15 protein-coding genes are annotated in these 15,103 nt (G+C 46.4%); 12 read left to right on the top strand and 3 right to left on the bottom strand.

From position 1 onward, the window contains the following. Positions 1–15 precede the first annotated feature (15 nt). Positions 16–939, bottom strand: a complete 924-nt coding sequence (hprK, locus tag H8698_RS10540) for an HPr(Ser) kinase/phosphatase (protein WP_249313459.1) — start codon at positions 937–939, stop codon at positions 16–18. A 392-nt stretch (positions 940–1,331) separates the two neighbouring features. Here hprK and H8698_RS10545 point away from each other — a divergent pair, with 392 nt between their 5' ends. From H8698_RS10545 to H8698_RS10600, 12 genes are all read left to right on the top strand, one after another. Then, on the top strand, positions 1,332–1,601 hold the full coding sequence (locus H8698_RS10545) for an ACT domain-containing protein (protein ID WP_177680704.1): 270 nt from the start codon (positions 1,332–1,334) through the stop codon (positions 1,599–1,601). 11 nt (positions 1,602–1,612) lie between these two features. Further along, entirely contained in the window at positions 1,613–2,971 is a 1,359-nt protein-coding gene (locus tag H8698_RS10550; protein ID WP_249313460.1) for a PFL family protein, read from the top strand. Positions 2,972–2,998: 27 nt separating this feature from the next. Further along, on the top strand, positions 2,999–3,310 hold the full coding sequence (locus H8698_RS10555) for a hypothetical protein (protein ID WP_249313461.1): 312 nt from the start codon (positions 2,999–3,001) through the stop codon (positions 3,308–3,310). Positions 3,311–3,324: 14 nt separating this feature from the next. Continuing rightward, a complete protein-coding gene (locus H8698_RS10560) occupies positions 3,325–4,377 on the top strand; it encodes a V-type ATPase subunit (RefSeq protein WP_249313646.1) in 1,053 nt (350 codons plus the stop codon). Between the two features lie 18 nt (positions 4,378–4,395). Continuing rightward, a complete protein-coding gene (locus H8698_RS10565; protein WP_249313462.1) occupies positions 4,396–6,330 on the top strand; it encodes a V-type ATP synthase subunit I in 1,935 nt (644 codons plus the stop codon). Positions 6,331–6,359: 29 nt separating this feature from the next. Further along, entirely contained in the window at positions 6,360–6,782 is a 423-nt protein-coding gene (locus tag H8698_RS10570) for an ATP synthase subunit C (RefSeq protein WP_177680715.1), read from the top strand. Positions 6,783–6,795: 13 nt separating this feature from the next. Further along, positions 6,796–7,104: a V-type ATP synthase subunit F gene (locus tag H8698_RS10575; protein ID WP_177680717.1), complete on the top strand. Its 309-nt coding sequence runs from the start codon at positions 6,796–6,798 to the stop codon at positions 7,102–7,104. A gap of 17 nt (positions 7,105–7,121) precedes the next feature. Continuing rightward, positions 7,122–7,712: a V-type ATP synthase subunit E gene (locus H8698_RS10580; protein WP_249313463.1), complete on the top strand. Its 591-nt coding sequence runs from the start codon at positions 7,122–7,124 to the stop codon at positions 7,710–7,712. 18 nt (positions 7,713–7,730) lie between these two features. Continuing rightward, positions 7,731–9,500, top strand: coding sequence for a V-type ATP synthase subunit A (locus H8698_RS10585; RefSeq protein ID WP_249313464.1), 1,770 nt, complete (start codon positions 7,731–7,733; stop codon positions 9,498–9,500). 13 nt (positions 9,501–9,513) lie between these two features. Continuing rightward, complete coding sequence (locus tag H8698_RS10590; RefSeq protein ID WP_249313465.1) at positions 9,514–10,890, top strand: V-type ATP synthase subunit B; 1,377 nt, start codon at positions 9,514–9,516, stop codon at positions 10,888–10,890. 24 nt (positions 10,891–10,914) lie between these two features. Further along, on the top strand, positions 10,915–11,541 hold the full coding sequence (locus H8698_RS10595; RefSeq protein WP_249313466.1) for a V-type ATP synthase subunit D: 627 nt from the start codon (positions 10,915–10,917) through the stop codon (positions 11,539–11,541). A 103-nt stretch (positions 11,542–11,644) separates the two neighbouring features. Further along, entirely contained in the window at positions 11,645–13,774 is a 2,130-nt protein-coding gene (locus tag H8698_RS10600; protein WP_249313467.1) for a right-handed parallel beta-helix repeat-containing protein, read from the top strand. A 41-nt stretch (positions 13,775–13,815) separates the two neighbouring features. Here H8698_RS10600 and H8698_RS10605 read toward each other — a convergent pair whose 3' ends face one another. Next, entirely contained in the window at positions 13,816–14,511 is a 696-nt protein-coding gene (locus tag H8698_RS10605) for a DNA alkylation repair protein (RefSeq protein ID WP_249313468.1), read from the bottom strand. A gap of 14 nt (positions 14,512–14,525) precedes the next feature. Next, positions 14,526–15,053: a GNAT family N-acetyltransferase gene (locus tag H8698_RS10610; RefSeq protein WP_249313469.1), complete on the bottom strand. Its 528-nt coding sequence runs from the start codon at positions 15,051–15,053 to the stop codon at positions 14,526–14,528. Positions 15,054–15,103 lie beyond the last annotated feature (50 nt).

Here is a 15,103-nt window from a genome sequence, read left to right on the forward strand (position 1 = left end):
TCTATGTTATATAACTTATACGCCCATCTGGTCTAAAAGCCTGTCGTTTAATTCCTGTGCGGCGTTATAGCCCATTTTGCGCTGCCTCTGGTTCATGGCGGCAACCTCCACGATAATGGCCAGGTTCCGGCCGGGCTTAATGGGAATGGTAAGCGACGGCACTTTTATGCCTAAAATATCGGTGTGCTCTGTTTCAATTCCCAGCCTGTCATAGGCTTTGCCGTTCTGCCAGTTTTCCAGGTTAATGACCAAATCAATGTTTTCCGTATCTTTTACAGAACCCATACCAAAAATACGCTTTACATCCACAATTCCTATGCCGCGAAGCTCAATAAAATGCCTGATAATTTCTGGTGCGCTGCCCACCAGCGATTTGTTCGACACCCGTTTAATTTCCACCGCGTCGTCGGCAACCAGCCTGTGTCCCCTTTTCACCAGCTCCATGGCGGTTTCCGATTTTCCAACGCCGCTTTCTCCCAAAAGCAAAATCCCCTCGCCGTAAACCTCCACCAAAACGCCGTGGAGCTGTGTCATTGGGGCCAAGGCCACGTTTAAATAGAGAATGATGGCGCTCATAAACCGGGATGTGCTGGATTTTGTGCGCATTACCGGACGGCGGTATTTCTCCGCGCAGGCAATCAGCTCCGGAAACGGCTCTAAATTCCGGGTTAAAATTACCACGGGAATGGGCTCTTTCATTAAACTTTCCAGTGCGGAAAACCGTTCCTCAGAGGAAAGGGATTCCAAATATGTATATTCAACCTTGCCAATGAGCTGAATCCTGTTGGGGTCAAAATATTCATAAAATCCGGCCAGCTGCAGGCTGGGGCGGTTTACGTCGGCAACGGTAATCTCCACATTTTCATACCCTTCCGGCGTACAGATTAAATCTAAACCATATTCTTGAATAATTGCGGACAGCTTCACAGAATGTGCCATAAAAATCAAATCCTTTCTTTGCATTTTGCAAATGCTCACTTATCTATCATTATACACTAAATTAAAACATTTTAAAAGAGAAAATTTTATTTATGTATCAACATAAAAAACAGACATATGGCATTAGGTGCCTTAAATTTAGGCAAACAGCTCTAAATGACCAAAAAACAGACAAAAGCTGGTTCTTTGTCTGTTGCCGCAAAGAGAAATGACTGTTATAATTAAGAAAGAAAAAGATGGTAAAAAGTGCATAAAAAACAAAAAGATGGTTTTGATACTTTGTTAGAAATTTAACTGGACTTTTAATTTTAAAAGTAGTATTATAAAATGTATTAATTAACATAGGAAGAAAATAATAAAATTACGCATTTTAGCGAAGTTAGGAGTAAACAATGAAAGCAGTTATTACCGTAGTAGGAAAAGACCGCACAGGAATTATTGCCAAAGTGAGCGGTTATTTGGCAGACCGCAGTATCAATATCCTTGATATCTCACAGACAATTATGCAGGATTTGTTCACTATGATAATGCTCGTGGACACGCAGGAGTCGGGTATTCAGGCAAAGGAGCTGAGCGCTGATTTAAAGAAAATCGGCGAGGAGCTTTCCCTTACCATCAACATTCAGCATGAAGGTTTGTTTACCTCCATGCACAGGGTGTAAGGAGGAGACCAATGCTTGACAGAAACGATATTATGGAAACCATCAAGATGATTTCGGAAGAACATCTTGATATTAGAACCGTCACAATGGGAATTTCCCTTTTAAGCTGCGCCGGAAGCGACGCCGACGCTGTGTGCGAAAAAGTATATGAAAAAATTACAAATGCAGCAAAAGATTTGGTGGCGGTTGCAGAGGACATTTCCGTCCGCTACGGAATTCCGATTATTAATAAACGGATTTCCGTTACGCCGGTGTCTTTGGTGCTGCAGTCTGAAAACCCGGCGGATTATGTAAAGCTGGCCAAAGCGTTAGACCGGGCGGCAAAGACCACCGGTGTTAACTTCATCGGCGGGTTTTCCGCCCTTGTGCACAAGGGAATGACGAAAAGCGAGCAGGCCTTAATTTCCGCAATTCCTGAGGCACTTTCCCAAACAGAGCTGGTTTGCTCCAGCGTAAACGTGGGCACCACCAAGGCGGGCATTAACATGGACGCGGTTGCGCTGATGGGTAAAATTATAAAACAAACCGCTGCGTTCACAACTGACACCGACGGGTTCGGCTGCGCAAAACTGGTTGTGTTCTGCAACAGCGTAGAGGACAATCCGTTTATGGCCGGCGCATATCACGGTGTAGGAGAAGCAGAATATATTATAAATGTTGGCGTAAGCGGCCCCGGCGTGGTAAAGTGTGCGTTAGAAAAGGTGAAGGGCGCAGACTTTGAGATTGTGGCGGAAACCATTAAACGCACGGCGTTTAAAATTACCAGAATGGGCCAGCTGGTAGCCCGGGAGGCCTCACGCATGTTAGGCGTTCCCTTTGGCATTGTGGATTTGTCCTTAGCGCCCACGCCGGCCGTTGGCGACAGCGTAGCATATATTTTAGAGGAAATGGGTTTGGAACAGTGCGGCACCCATGGCACAACTGCGGCTTTGGCACTTTTAAACGACGCAGTGAAAAAGGGCGGCATTATGGCTTCTTCCTTTGTTGGGGGCCTTTCCGGCGCGTTTATTCCCGTCAGTGAAGACGCAGGTATGATTGAGGCGGCCAAAGCAGGAACCCTGTCTTTAGAAAAGTTAGAGGCCATGACCTGCGTTTGCAGCGTGGGGCTTGACATGATTTGTATTCCCGGCGAAACAAGCGCCGAAACAATTTCCGCAATCATTGCAGACGAGGCGGCAATTGGAATGGTGAACAGCAAAACAACCGCAGTGCGGATTATTCCGGCTCCCGGCAAAAAGGTGGGAGACATTGTGGAGTTCGGCGGCCTTTTGGGCACCGGGCCCGTGATGGCTGTGAACGATAAAAAAAGCGCAGACTTTATTAAACGGGGCGGAAGAATTCCGGCTCCGCTGCACAGCTTTAGAAATTAAGGCAATGATCCATAGGAGGTGGACGGTTTGCAAAAGGTTTTAAACAGCATCTTTTTCATTGAGAAAAAAGCACAGGAGATGGTGGAAGACGCCCAAAGAGAGTGTGAATCTATTTTTGAAGACGCAAAAAAAGAAAGAGAAACCATCAAACAGGACATTGTAAAGCGGCAAAACGCCAGACTGGAAAAGATTAAAGCATATGAAGAAGACCATGCCAGCGCCAAACGAGATAAAATTACCGCGCAGAGCCGCAGGGAGCTTGAAAAGATCAATGCAATTTACGAAGAGAAAAAAGAGTTCTGGATCGAAAGCATTTTTGAAAAAGTAACTGGGCGGTGAGGAATTTGCTGAAAATGAAAAACCTGACGAAATATGGCCCAATGCTGGCGAAGGTGAGCGTGCTGAACCGCGGTTTGCTTAAAAGTGCCGACTATGAGGAACTGATGAACAAAACCAGCGTTTCCGAGGTTGCGTCATTTTTAAAAAACCAAACGGTTTATTCCGTGGTTTTAGCTGGCAGCAACGAGTCGCTCATGCACCGTGAGGAGTTGGAGGAACGCTTAAACGATGCGTTCGCGGTGGATTTTGAAAAGATTTACAGCTTAGAGGATGCGGGCAACAAAAAGTTTTTGTCGTATGTGTTTATCCGGTCTGAAGTGGAAGTTTTAAAAAATATTTTAAGACGGATAGAAAACGGGCGGCCGGATATTACCATCTCTGTTCCTTCGTTTTACCGCCGGCACTATTCCATTGATGTGGAAAAATTAGCAAAGTCAAAAAGTGTTCGGGAGTTTTTGGAGAATTTAAGCGGCTCGCGCTATGAAATGCAAATCCGGCCGCACCTCACTATGGAGGAGCATCAAAACATTTTCAGCGTGGAGTCGGCCTTGGATATGTATTACTACACGCAAATCAGAAAACTGACCGACGAGCTTACAAACAAGGCGGACAAAAACGTGATTGCACAAGCCGTCGGCGCAGAGATTGACGCGCTGAACCTGATGTGGATTTACAGACTGAAAAAATATTTCGGCACAAACAAGGATTTGACCTATGCCTTTTTGATTCCAAACAAGTTCCGGCTGAAAAAAAGTGAAATTATTGAATTCGTTCAGACGGAAACTGTGGCAGATTTTCTTGCGCTTGCAGCAAAAACTCCTTATGGAGGACTTTTCAGCGGCGGCGCAGAGGACGTTTTTTTAGGACACAGGTATAAAAATTTTGTATATAATCTTCACAGAAAGCTGCAGATGGAACATCCGTTTACGCTGACGACAGAGGTTTCCTATCTGCACTTTAAAGAACAGGAGATAAAAAATATTACGTCAATTGCCGAAGGGATCCGATACGGGCTTCCCCCGGACCGAATGAAACGTTATGTGGTCGGCTATTTAGGCGTGGAATAGATAAGGGAGGGAAGACTTTTGTCGGTTGAGAAAATGAAGCTCATCAGCGTGGTCGGTCCGATTCAGGAGTTTGACCGCGTCGTGTCGGAGCACATATTAAGCTTCGATATTCATTTGGAAAACGCCGTCACCCTTTTGAACAAAACGAAGGGGATTTATCCATTTTCAGAGGAGAACGAATGGAACAACTATATTGCGAAAACGGAAGAGATATTTTCCAGCGCGGGGGTTGACATTCCAAACGGCAATGATGATGGGGCAACGCTTTCCGAACAGGCCATCAGCGATACGATTGACACGGTTTTGTCGGAGCTTTCTGATAAACAGAGTGCAATCGCCGAAATGGACAAAAGAATTGCAGACTGCGAAACAAACATTCAGCAGCTGGAGCATCTGCTCAATTTGGACGTGAACTTAGAAGATGTGTTCGATTTCCGGTTCGTAAAGTTCCGGTTTGGCAGAATGCCCAAGGCAAGCTATAAAAAAATGCTGGCCTATTTAAACGATATTGACGCGTTCTTTATTGAGGGCAGCACAGACGAAACCTATGTCTACGGCGTATATTTCATGCCGGCGGCCAGCGAGGAGAAGATCGACGCAATTTTTTCATCGCTTTATTATGAAAGAATTATGATAACCGGCGAGGCAAGCGGAAAGCCAGACGAGGCGTTCGCCTACTTTAAACAGGAGCTGGAAACGCTGAGGCGAAAGCAGGAGAACGAGAAGAAAAACATAGCCGCTTTGATTGACGGCCACTTGCCCGACCTTGCAAAGGTCTATCTAAGTTTAAAAAAATATTCCGCGGCAGAGGGTGTGAAACGGCTTTCCGCCCATACAAAGGAATCGTTTTACGTCATGGGCTGGGTGTCGAAAAGGGACTTAAGGGCCATTGAGGCAAAACTGGACAAAGAGCCAAAAGTAATGGTAGTAGAGGAAGACCCGGAGATTGTAAACCGCTCTACCCCGCCGATTAAGCTGAAAAACAGCAGGTTTTTTAAGCCCTTTGAACTATTTATCAAAATGTATGGCCTGCCGTCGTACACCGAAATTGACCCCACAAAAATTGTTGCGCTGACCTATATTTTAATGTTCGGCATTATGTTTGGCGACGTGGGGCATGGATTCATTTTAGCCGTTGGCGGGTTTATTTTGTATAAGGTGAAAAAAATGGACCTTGCGGGCATTATGGCAGCCGCCGGTGCGGTTTCAACTGTTTTTGGATTTATTTACGGCGCGCTGTTCGGCAACGAAGAAATTTTGCGGGCCAACCCCGTAACCGCCCGTTTTGCATTGCTTGAACCCATGAAGGACATTAATACAATTCTAATCGGCGCAGTGGCGCTGGGCGTAGTTATTATTTTGTTTTCCATGACATTGGGCATTATCAACAGCTTTAAGCGGGGAGAACCCGGCGCCGCTCTGTTCGGCCAGAACGGCATTGCGGGACTGGTGTTTTATGTTTCCGTCCTGGTGCTGGCGGTAAACATGCTGATGGGAAAATCGGCTGGGCTGGTGCCTGAAATATTAATTGCTGTGACGCTTATCATCATTTTCTTAAAGGAGCCGCTTATTAAGCTTTCGGAGGGGAAAAAGAACTGGAAGCCGGAAAGCGTTGGGGAGTTTTTGTTAGAGTCGTTTTTCGAGTTGTTTGAAATTATCCTCTCCTTTGCAACAAACACCATTTCCTACGTCCGTCTCGGCGCTTTTGCAATGGCTCACGCCAGCATGATGAGCGTTGTGTTTATCATTGGAAACATGGCGGGTCCCGGCGTGGGATATGCAATTGTTATGATTTTGGGCAATGCCCTTGTAATGGGTCTTGAGGGCTTGATTGTTGGAATTCAGGCGCTGAGGCTTGAGTTTTATGAAATGTTCTCCCGTTACTACACCGGCGACGGCAGGGAGTTTGTCAGTGTGAAAGACAGCTATGCGCTGTCAGTCAATAAAAAGTAATTATTTTATTTAAAATGGAGGAATTTAAAATGGCTATTAAAATTATTACAGCAATCTTAGTGCTCAGTATTCTTGTTCCTTTCGCCGTGTACTTTATGGGAGAAAAGACTTATAAAAAGGGAAAACGGTGTATGCTGACGAATATTGCAACTTTTTTCACAACGCTTGCCGCTTCTACGTTTATGATGTTCTCCGGCACGGTTTTCGCTGAGGGCACAGCTGCCGCAGGTATCGGCACAGGCGCCGGCTTAGGCTACCTTGCCGCAGGTTTAGCCACCGGCCTTTCCTCTGTGGGTGCAGGCATTGCGGTTGCCGCCGCAGCTTCTACGGCCATCGGCGCCATCAGCGAAGACCCGAAGCTGATGGGTAAATCCTTAATTTTCGTTGCGCTGGCAGAAGGTATTGCGCTTTACGGCCTGTTGGTTTCGTTCAGTATTTTGGCAAGACTCTAAGGAGTGTTCGTTTATGAAACTATATCTGTTAAGCGACAATGTTGATACGTTAACCGGCATGAGACTAGCCGGCGTGGACGGCATTGTGGCTCACACGGCAGACGAGGTGCTCTCTGCCATGAAACATGTGTTAGAAGACAGCAGTATCGGCATTTTGCTGGTTACAAAAAAATTGTATTTGGAATTCAGCGAAAAATTATTGGAAATATTGGCGGAGCACTCCACTCCGCTCATTGTGCAAATCCCGGACCGTCACGGGGCCGAGGGCAGCGGGAACGCAATCGCCGCCTACATAAAGGAAGCGACGGGAATTCAAATTTAAGGTTGGGAGGCGGATTTATGTTATCGTCCGAGGAAAAACTCCAGCGGTTTTCCGAATCGGTGTATCAAGATGCGCAAAACCAGTGTAACGCACTGATAGAAGAGGCGAAAAAAAAGGCTAGCGCCGAAACCGATATCTTTGAAACAGAATGCCTGGAGGCAGCTTATAAAACAATTAAAAAACAGATGTCGGTTATTTTAAGAACTGCAAACGAAAAGGTGTCGAAAGCAGAAATCGAGTCAAAAAGCGCCCTCCTTTTAAAACGTGAGGAAATTATGAAAGAAGTGTTTACAGGCGTGCTTCAAAAAATTTCCGCATGGAAACAGACAAAGGACTATGAAAATTACCTTTTAGACGCGGCAGAAAAAGCAAAGAATTTAGGCGGGGAAAACGGCATAACCGTGTACCTCACGTTATCCGACGCGCAGTTTGCGCCCCGGATTGAGGAGGCTTGCGGTGTGAAAACCGTTGTTTCCGACACAGACGATTTGATTGGCGGCATTTGTGTGTTGGTAAATAACACCAACAAGGTGTTTGACTTATCCTTTGCAATGAGACTCAGTGAGGCCAGGGAGGAGTTTTTAAAATCCAGCGGGCTGACGCTTTAACAGGAAGGTGTGAGTGATTTGGAAACAGCGAAAGGCTATATATATGGAATTAACGGTCCTGTGGTAAAGGTTTCCGGAAGTCCGGACTTCGGAATGCTTCAAATGGTGAAAGTGGGAAACGAAGGGCTAATCGGAGAGGTTATCAGGATTGACAAAGAACATACAATCGTTCAGGTTTACGAGTCCACAACGGGTCTCGCCCCGGGCGAGCCGGTTGTGTCAACCGGAGTTCCCATGTCCGTAACCCTTGCTCCGGGCTTAGTGGGCAACATTTTTGACGGAATTGAACGTCCCCTAAAGGTGCTGGAAGAGAAAAGCGGCGCGTTTATTGAGCGCGGTTTAAACATCTCTGCGGTAGACATGGAGCGGCAGTGGGACACAGAAATTTGTGTGCAAAAAGGTGACAACGTGTCCGCCGGCACAATAATTGCAAAGGTTCCGGAAACCACACTGATTATCCACAAAATTATGGTGCCGAACGGCGTGACCGGCAAGATAATCAAAACGGCGGAGAGCGGAAAACATGCGGTTTGTGATGTTTTGGCCGTAATTGAAGACGCCGGCGGAAAACAAACAGAGCTTACCATGTGCCAAACGTGGCCCATCCGAACGGCGCGGCCGTCTAAGGAACGTAAGCCCATTTCAAAGCCGTTAATTACGGGACAGAGAGTAATCGACACGCTGCTTCCGGTGGCAAAGGGCGGAACGGCGGCAGTGCCCGGCGGATTTGGAACAGGAAAAACCATGACTCAGCACCAGCTTGCAAAGTGGTGCGACGCGGACTTGATTGTGTACATTGGCTGCGGCGAGCGCGGAAATGAAATGACCCAGGTGCTGCAGGACTTTTCAAAGCTCATTGACCCAAAATCTGGAAAACCGTTGATGGACAGAACCATTTTAATTGCCAACACCTCCAACATGCCGGTTGCGGCCCGTGAGGCGTCTATCTACACGGGTATCACCATTGCGGAATACTTCCGGGACATGGGTTACCACGTGGCTATTATGGCAGACTCTACCTCCCGCTGGGCAGAAGCCCTGCGTGAAATTTCCGGCAGACTGGAAGAAATGCCGGCAGAGGAGGGCTTCCCGGCGTATCTTTCCTCCCGGCTTTCCGGTTTTTACGAGCGGGCGGGCTATGTGGAAAACTTAAATGGAACCGAAGGATCTGTTACCATTATCGGTGCGGTTTCGCCCCAGGGCGGCGACTTTTCCGAGCCGGTTACCCAAAACACCAAGCGGTTTGTGCGCTGTTTTTGGGCTTTAGACAAACAGCTTGCTTACGCGCGGCACTATCCGGCCATTAATTGGCTCACCAGCTACAGCGAGTATTTAAGCGACCTATCACAGTGGTATGAGGATAACGTAGACGAACGGTTTTTAGAATACAGAAGCCGCCTGGCAGCCATTTTGCAGGACGAAAGCAAGCTGATGGAAATTGTAAAGCTCATTGGCTCAGACGTGCTGCACGACGAGCAGAAGCTGGTTTTAGAGGTTGCAAAAACCATTCGTCTGGGCATTTTGCAGCAGAATGCGTTTCATAAAGACGACACCTATGTGCCTTTAGAGAAACAGTTTGATATGATGGAGCTTGTTCTCTACCTAAACGATAAGGCGAAAGAGGTTGTGTCGAAACAAATTCCGTTTTCACGCCTCACGGAAACCCACATTTTTGAGGACGTGATTCGAATGAAATATGACATTGCCAACAATGAGCTCTATAAATTCGATGAGTATAAGCAGAAAATTGACGACATTTGCCGGCGCGTCGTGAAAGAAAATATATAAGGGAGGCATCTTTATGTCAGTTGAATATATGGGCCTGAGCGAAATTCGCGGCCCGCTTGTGGTGTTAGACGGCGTAAAAGACGCCTTCTTTGAAGAAATTGTTGAAATAAAGGTAAATAGGAAAATCCGTACGGGAAGAATCATTGAAATTACAGGTGAAACGGTGATTGTTCAGGTGTTTGAAAACACCGACCAGTTCTCGCTGACCAATACCAGAACACGGCTTTTGGAAAAACCTTTGATGATGCCTCTGGCCAAAGAAATTTTAGGCAGAACCTTTAACGGAAGCGGCAGACCCATCGACGGGCTGGGCGATGTGTTTCCGGAAAAACAGGAGGATGTAAACGGAAAGCCCATTAATCCGGTTTCAAGGCACTATCCCAGAAACTTTATTCAGACGGGCATTTCTTCTATTGACTGTCTATGCACCTTAATCCGCGGGCAAAAGCTGCCGATTTTTTCAGGCAACGGCCTGCCCCACGACGATTTGGCGGTGCAGATTGTGCGCCAGGCGCAGCTGGCGGAGGAGGACGGCACGGAATTTGCCGTAGTATTTGCGGCCATGGGCGTGAAAAACGACGTGGCGGACTATTTTAAGCGCTCTTTTGAAGAAAGCGGCGTGTTAGACAGGGTTGTTATGTTTTTAAACCTTTCCAACGACCCGGTGGCAGAGCGGATTATTACGCCCCGTGCGGCGCTTACCGCGGCGGAATATCTGGCGTTTGAGCATAATATGCACATTTTGGTTATTTTAACCGATATGACGGCATATGCCGAAGCCTTGCGTGAAATTTCGTCTTCAAAGGGCGAAATCCCTTCCAGAAAGGGCTTTCCGGGCTATCTTTACAGCGATTTGGCCTCCCTGTTTGAACGGGCGGGCATTATTAACACGTCTCAGGGTTCGGTTACGCAAATTCCCATTTTAACCATGCCCAACGACGATATTACCCACCCCATTCCCGACCTTACCGGATACATCACAGAGGGGCAGATTGCCTTAGACCGCGGGCTGAACCTAAAGGGAATCTATCCGCCGGTGGCAATTTTGCCGTCGCTTTCCCGTCTGATGAAGGACGGCATTGGAGAAGGCTTTACCGGAGAGGACCACCCGGATTTGTCAAACCAGTTGTTTGCGTCCTATGCCAAGGTGCAGGAGGTACGGTCTCTTGCTTCGGTTATCGGCGAAGATGAGCTTTCCGCCATTGACAAGGAATATTTAAAATTTGGAAACGCGTTTGAAAACCAGTTTTTAAACCAGGGCAAGAACGAAAACAGAACCATTTCCGCTACCCTCTCGTTAGGCTGGCAGCTTTTGGGACTTCTCCCCAAAGAGGAACTGGACAGAGTCAGCCCCGAGATTTTGGAAAAGTATTATCCCAAAAACGCGTAAACTTTTTAAAGGCAGGGAAGATAGATGGATATTACATTGTTTCCCACAAAAGGAAACCTCATGCTGGCGCAGAATACTTTAGCGCTGTCTAAGCAGGGGTATGAGCTTTTGGATAAAAAACGAAATATACTCATGCGCGAAATGATGGCCTTAATTGACAAAGCAAAGGCGCTTCATTCCCGAATTGAAGTTATTTTTTCCGACGCATACCGCGCATTGGAATCCGCCAACGTGTCTATTGGCATTAACACCGTTGAGGACATAGGCTTCGCCATTCCGGTGGACGAGAACATTAAAATTAAGTTCAGAAGCGTTATGGGCGTGGAGCTTCCCGTGGTTTCTAAAAAGGAAAGCGAAACGGCGCCCATGTATGGGCTTGCCATGACCAATTCCGCCTTAGACGAGGCTGTGGCAAAGTTTATGAAGGTGAAAGAACTGACGCTGGAGCTGGCAGAAATTGAAACCTCGGTTTACCGGCTGGCGGTGAACATTGGAAAAACCCAAAAGCGGGCAAACTCGTTAAAAAATATTATGATTCCCAAGTATGAGGGAATCGTGAAAAACATTCAGGACGTGCTGGACGAAAAGGAGCGCGAGGAGTTTTCCCGCCTGAAAATTATAAAAAAACAAAAAGAAAATAGAATGGAGTAACATTGGCGCAGCTTTTTGGCTGCGCCGCTTTTTATGTGGTTGACAGGCGGTTTCAAATGTGATACATTAAACAGGAAACTGAAAAAAGAGGAGTGCTGAAACCATGTATAAACTTTATGTTTCAAATTCAGGAAACGACAATAACCCCGGCACCATTGAGCAGCCGGTGAAAACCTTGGAAAGGGCCAAAGAACTTGTAAAAATGTTAAAAAAGGACAGTGACATTACCGTTTTTATCCGCGGGGGACGATATTTTTTTAAAGAGTCCCTCACGTTTGACGAGGGCGACAGCGGAACTGCGTCCTGCAAAATCTCATATCAGGCATACGAAAACGAAACGGTATATTTTGACGGCGGCGCTGTGTTAGACGCAAAGCGGGCGGTGCCTGTGAAGGATGAAGAAATTAGAAACAGGATTATTAATAAAAGCGCGTTAAACAACATTTTGGAGCTGGATTTGTCCGGCGTAATCAGCGAGTTTGCTGACTACGGCACACGGGGGTTCCGGCGCCCTTACGTTCCTGCGCAAAACGAGCTGTTTATTGACGGGGAAAGCTACGATACGGCAAGATATCCCAATAAGGGCGAGAAGGAAATCCCCCTTAAAACGGTAATTGACAGCGGCAGCAGCCCGTGTGACAAGGAATTTGACATGCGTCCCGCTACTTTTGTTTATGAAGACAGCCGGTGCGATTTATGGGGGAAAGCCAAAAACTTTTATATTTCCGGCATTTTTAACTGGTGCTTTGCAGACGATACCATGAAAATTGCAAAAATTGATACGGAAGCAAAGACCATGACAACTGAGCTGCCTCACCTTCCCAGCATGGTGGCGCGGGACTACACCAGCTGGTATGCAGTAAATTTGTTGGAGGAAATTGATGTTCCCGGTGAATATTATGTTGACAGGGAAACGAAAAAGGTGTATTTTTATCCCAAAAAGGACATTACCAATTCCTTAATTCAAATTTCCGTGCTGGCAGAACCAATGGTGGTGATGGAAAACACATCGTTCATTGAATTTGACGGAATTGTGTTTGAAAACGCCCGGGGCACTGGCGTTTACATAGAGCGGGGCCAGAACTGCGCAGTCCGCAATTCGGTATTCAGAAATTTGGGCATGGTTGCGGTGCAGATTGGCCGGGGCGCAACCCCGCTTCCCGAAGGGCGCCACACCGCCCACGGTGAATTTGACAAAGGCGTAAATCCGCCTGAGGGCGCAAGCCGCATCATCGGTTCGTGGCACGAAATGCTTTACCAGTATGCGGCGTGGAACAACGAGGGCGGTAAAAACCACGGCGTGGTGAACTGTGAAATTTATAACTGCGGAACCGGCGGAATTATGCTTGGCGGCGGTGACAGAAAAAGCCTCACCCCTGCAAACAATTATGTTGAAAACTGCGAAATTCACGATGTAAACCGGTTAGACCAAACCTATAAGGCGGGCATTAATATCTCCGGCGTGGGAAACCGTATTGCAAACTGCGAAATTTACGATTTGCCGGGCTTCGCCATTTATCTTCACGGAAACGATCATATCATTGAATACAACAAAATTCATGATGTTGTGAAAAACGTTGCAGATGCCGGCGCAATTTATATGGGGCGGGATTTGAGCGAGGTTGGAAACGTTATCAGATATAACTTTATTTATAACATTACCGGCCTTGACACAGAGGCAAACGGCGTTTGCGCGGTCTATTTTGATGATTTCTGCTCGTTTAATGCGGTGTATGAAAATTATTTTTATAATATCAAGCAAAAAAAGACCATTTCCCCCTTCGGCGTTGTGTTCTGGAACTGCGGGGGTCAGTCGTCGGTAAACAATAATATTTTTTTAGACTGCACGCTGGCGCTGTCGCCGAAAGACAGCGGTATGCGCGGCGTTCACAAAATGCTGCAAAGCGATGCGCTGCAATACAAGCGTGTGGCCACCAAGGACAAAGACGATTTTTCGGGCGTTGATGTGACAAGCGAGGTTTATCGGCGCAAATATCCGTATGTATATGAGATGTTTATAGGAACCTATCAGGATAATCCTGTGATTTGGAGCAACATCATCATCAACGGTAATTACGAGCCGTTTAAAGACATTCAAAATCTTGATTTGACGTTAAAAGACGACAGGCTGAGTGTTTATCAGTATCGCTATGTTTACGATATTTTAATGGGCGTAGAGGAAGACATTGTGTCTTTTCACATTGTTGACTTTAATAAAATCGGCAGGAAATAAAAGTTAAGCGGCGCGGATTCTTCAAAAATCCGCGCCGCCTTTTACTTCTCTTTTAAGCTTTTTAAATATTGTTTCGTTTCTAAAGGAATGCGGTAGCTTTCCACAGCCTTTTGAATGGCCTTGTTGTGCACCCATTTGTCCAGCCGTTTGTTTTTCAGGTACGGGAGGGCGTGGTCATACTGTTTGATTAGCGCAATGCTGAAATACCAGGCGATTGCCATGTTTATGTAATATTCCTCCGACCGGATATCGGCAACCAAATCCAGCATTTCGGGACGAAATTCGCTGTCTAAATAATTTGCAAGCAGGGTTACAATCCCATACCGCACAGTATAGGTGTGGCCGCTTTTCAGCCAAAGCTTTATTTTTTCATACACCTCGTTTGGGTGCTTTTTAAACAGCTTTGGAGAAAACAAATCGCAGGTGGCCCAGTTGTTAATAAAGGGCAGAAACTTTTCCGTATAGATAAGAGCCGTGTCAAAATCCTTAACTGTTTCAATTAAAAAGGCATGAAGGTTGTTTTCTTCAATATACTTGTGAGGAAGCATTTCTAAAAATTCCATTGCCTCCGGCTGTTTAGAAAAGTCTTTCGCAAATTTCCGCAAAACAGGCGTGCGCACACCGATGTAGCAGTCTTTATCAACAGTTGGAACCAGTTTTGCATGAAAGTCCCGGTATTTTAAGTCCTGCAGGGCAAACAGCTGCGCCTGAATGTCCTGTTCCAGTTTTGTGTTCATAAATGGCGCCCCCGTTAAAGTGTAATCCAGCAGATGTGCATGGGTTTTCCGTCGGCATAAGGTTTTGTCTCGGTTAAAATTCCTCCGCATTTTAAAATGGTTTTATAAGACGCGGTGTTATCTGCATAACATCCCAGCATTACTTTTTTAAGCCCAATGGATTTTGCGTAGGCAAGCGCCAGCTTCAGCATTTGCGTGGCATACCCTTTGCGGCGCTCAGACGGCCGAACGGCATAGCCAATATGCCCGCCGTATTCCGACAAAAACGCGTTGTTTAAATTGTGGCGAATGTCAATCATTCCAATTAGTCGATTGTCTTGCGGACGAACTGCAAAAAAGGTGTCTGCCACCACCCAGTCCGGCTGAACGGTTTCGGGGCGGCTGCTTTTTTGTATATGTATCAGCCAGTCGTCAAACTCCAATTGATCGAACAGGGCGCTGCCGTTTATTACAGGTTCGCCAAAGTCAAAAAACTCCTGCTTAAAATCGTTTGCTTTGCTTTTCAGTGCAGAAGTGGGTCTAATTAAACTTAAGTCCTCCATAACATAAACCTTCTTTCTATAAAGAAAAACGGAGCAAGCAAAGCTTACAA

The organism is Congzhengia minquanensis (assembly GCF_014384785.1).
Lineage (GTDB): Bacteria > Bacillota > Clostridia > UBA1381 > UBA9506 > Congzhengia > Congzhengia minquanensis.

Coding starts and splice junctions, on each gene's coding strand:
- hprK (WP_249313459.1), bottom strand. CDS start 939: ATGGCACATTCTGTGAAGCTGTCCGCAATTATTCAAGAATATGGTTTA.
- H8698_RS10545 (WP_177680704.1), top strand. CDS start 1,332: ATGAAAGCAGTTATTACCGTAGTAGGAAAAGACCGCACAGGAATTATT.
- H8698_RS10550 (WP_249313460.1), top strand. CDS start 1,613: ATGCTTGACAGAAACGATATTATGGAAACCATCAAGATGATTTCGGAA.
- H8698_RS10560 (WP_249313646.1), top strand. CDS start 3,325: ATGAAAAACCTGACGAAATATGGCCCAATGCTGGCGAAGGTGAGCGTG.
- H8698_RS10570 (WP_177680715.1), top strand. CDS start 6,360: ATGGCTATTAAAATTATTACAGCAATCTTAGTGCTCAGTATTCTTGTT.
- H8698_RS10575 (WP_177680717.1), top strand. CDS start 6,796: ATGAAACTATATCTGTTAAGCGACAATGTTGATACGTTAACCGGCATG.
- H8698_RS10580 (WP_249313463.1), top strand. CDS start 7,122: ATGTTATCGTCCGAGGAAAAACTCCAGCGGTTTTCCGAATCGGTGTAT.
- H8698_RS10590 (WP_249313465.1), top strand. CDS start 9,514: ATGTCAGTTGAATATATGGGCCTGAGCGAAATTCGCGGCCCGCTTGTG.
- H8698_RS10595 (WP_249313466.1), top strand. CDS start 10,915: ATGGATATTACATTGTTTCCCACAAAAGGAAACCTCATGCTGGCGCAG.
- H8698_RS10600 (WP_249313467.1), top strand. CDS start 11,645: ATGTATAAACTTTATGTTTCAAATTCAGGAAACGACAATAACCCCGGC.
- H8698_RS10605 (WP_249313468.1), bottom strand. CDS start 14,511: ATGAACACAAAACTGGAACAGGACATTCAGGCGCAGCTGTTTGCCCTG.
- H8698_RS10610 (WP_249313469.1), bottom strand. CDS start 15,053: ATGGAGGACTTAAGTTTAATTAGACCCACTTCTGCACTGAAAAGCAAA.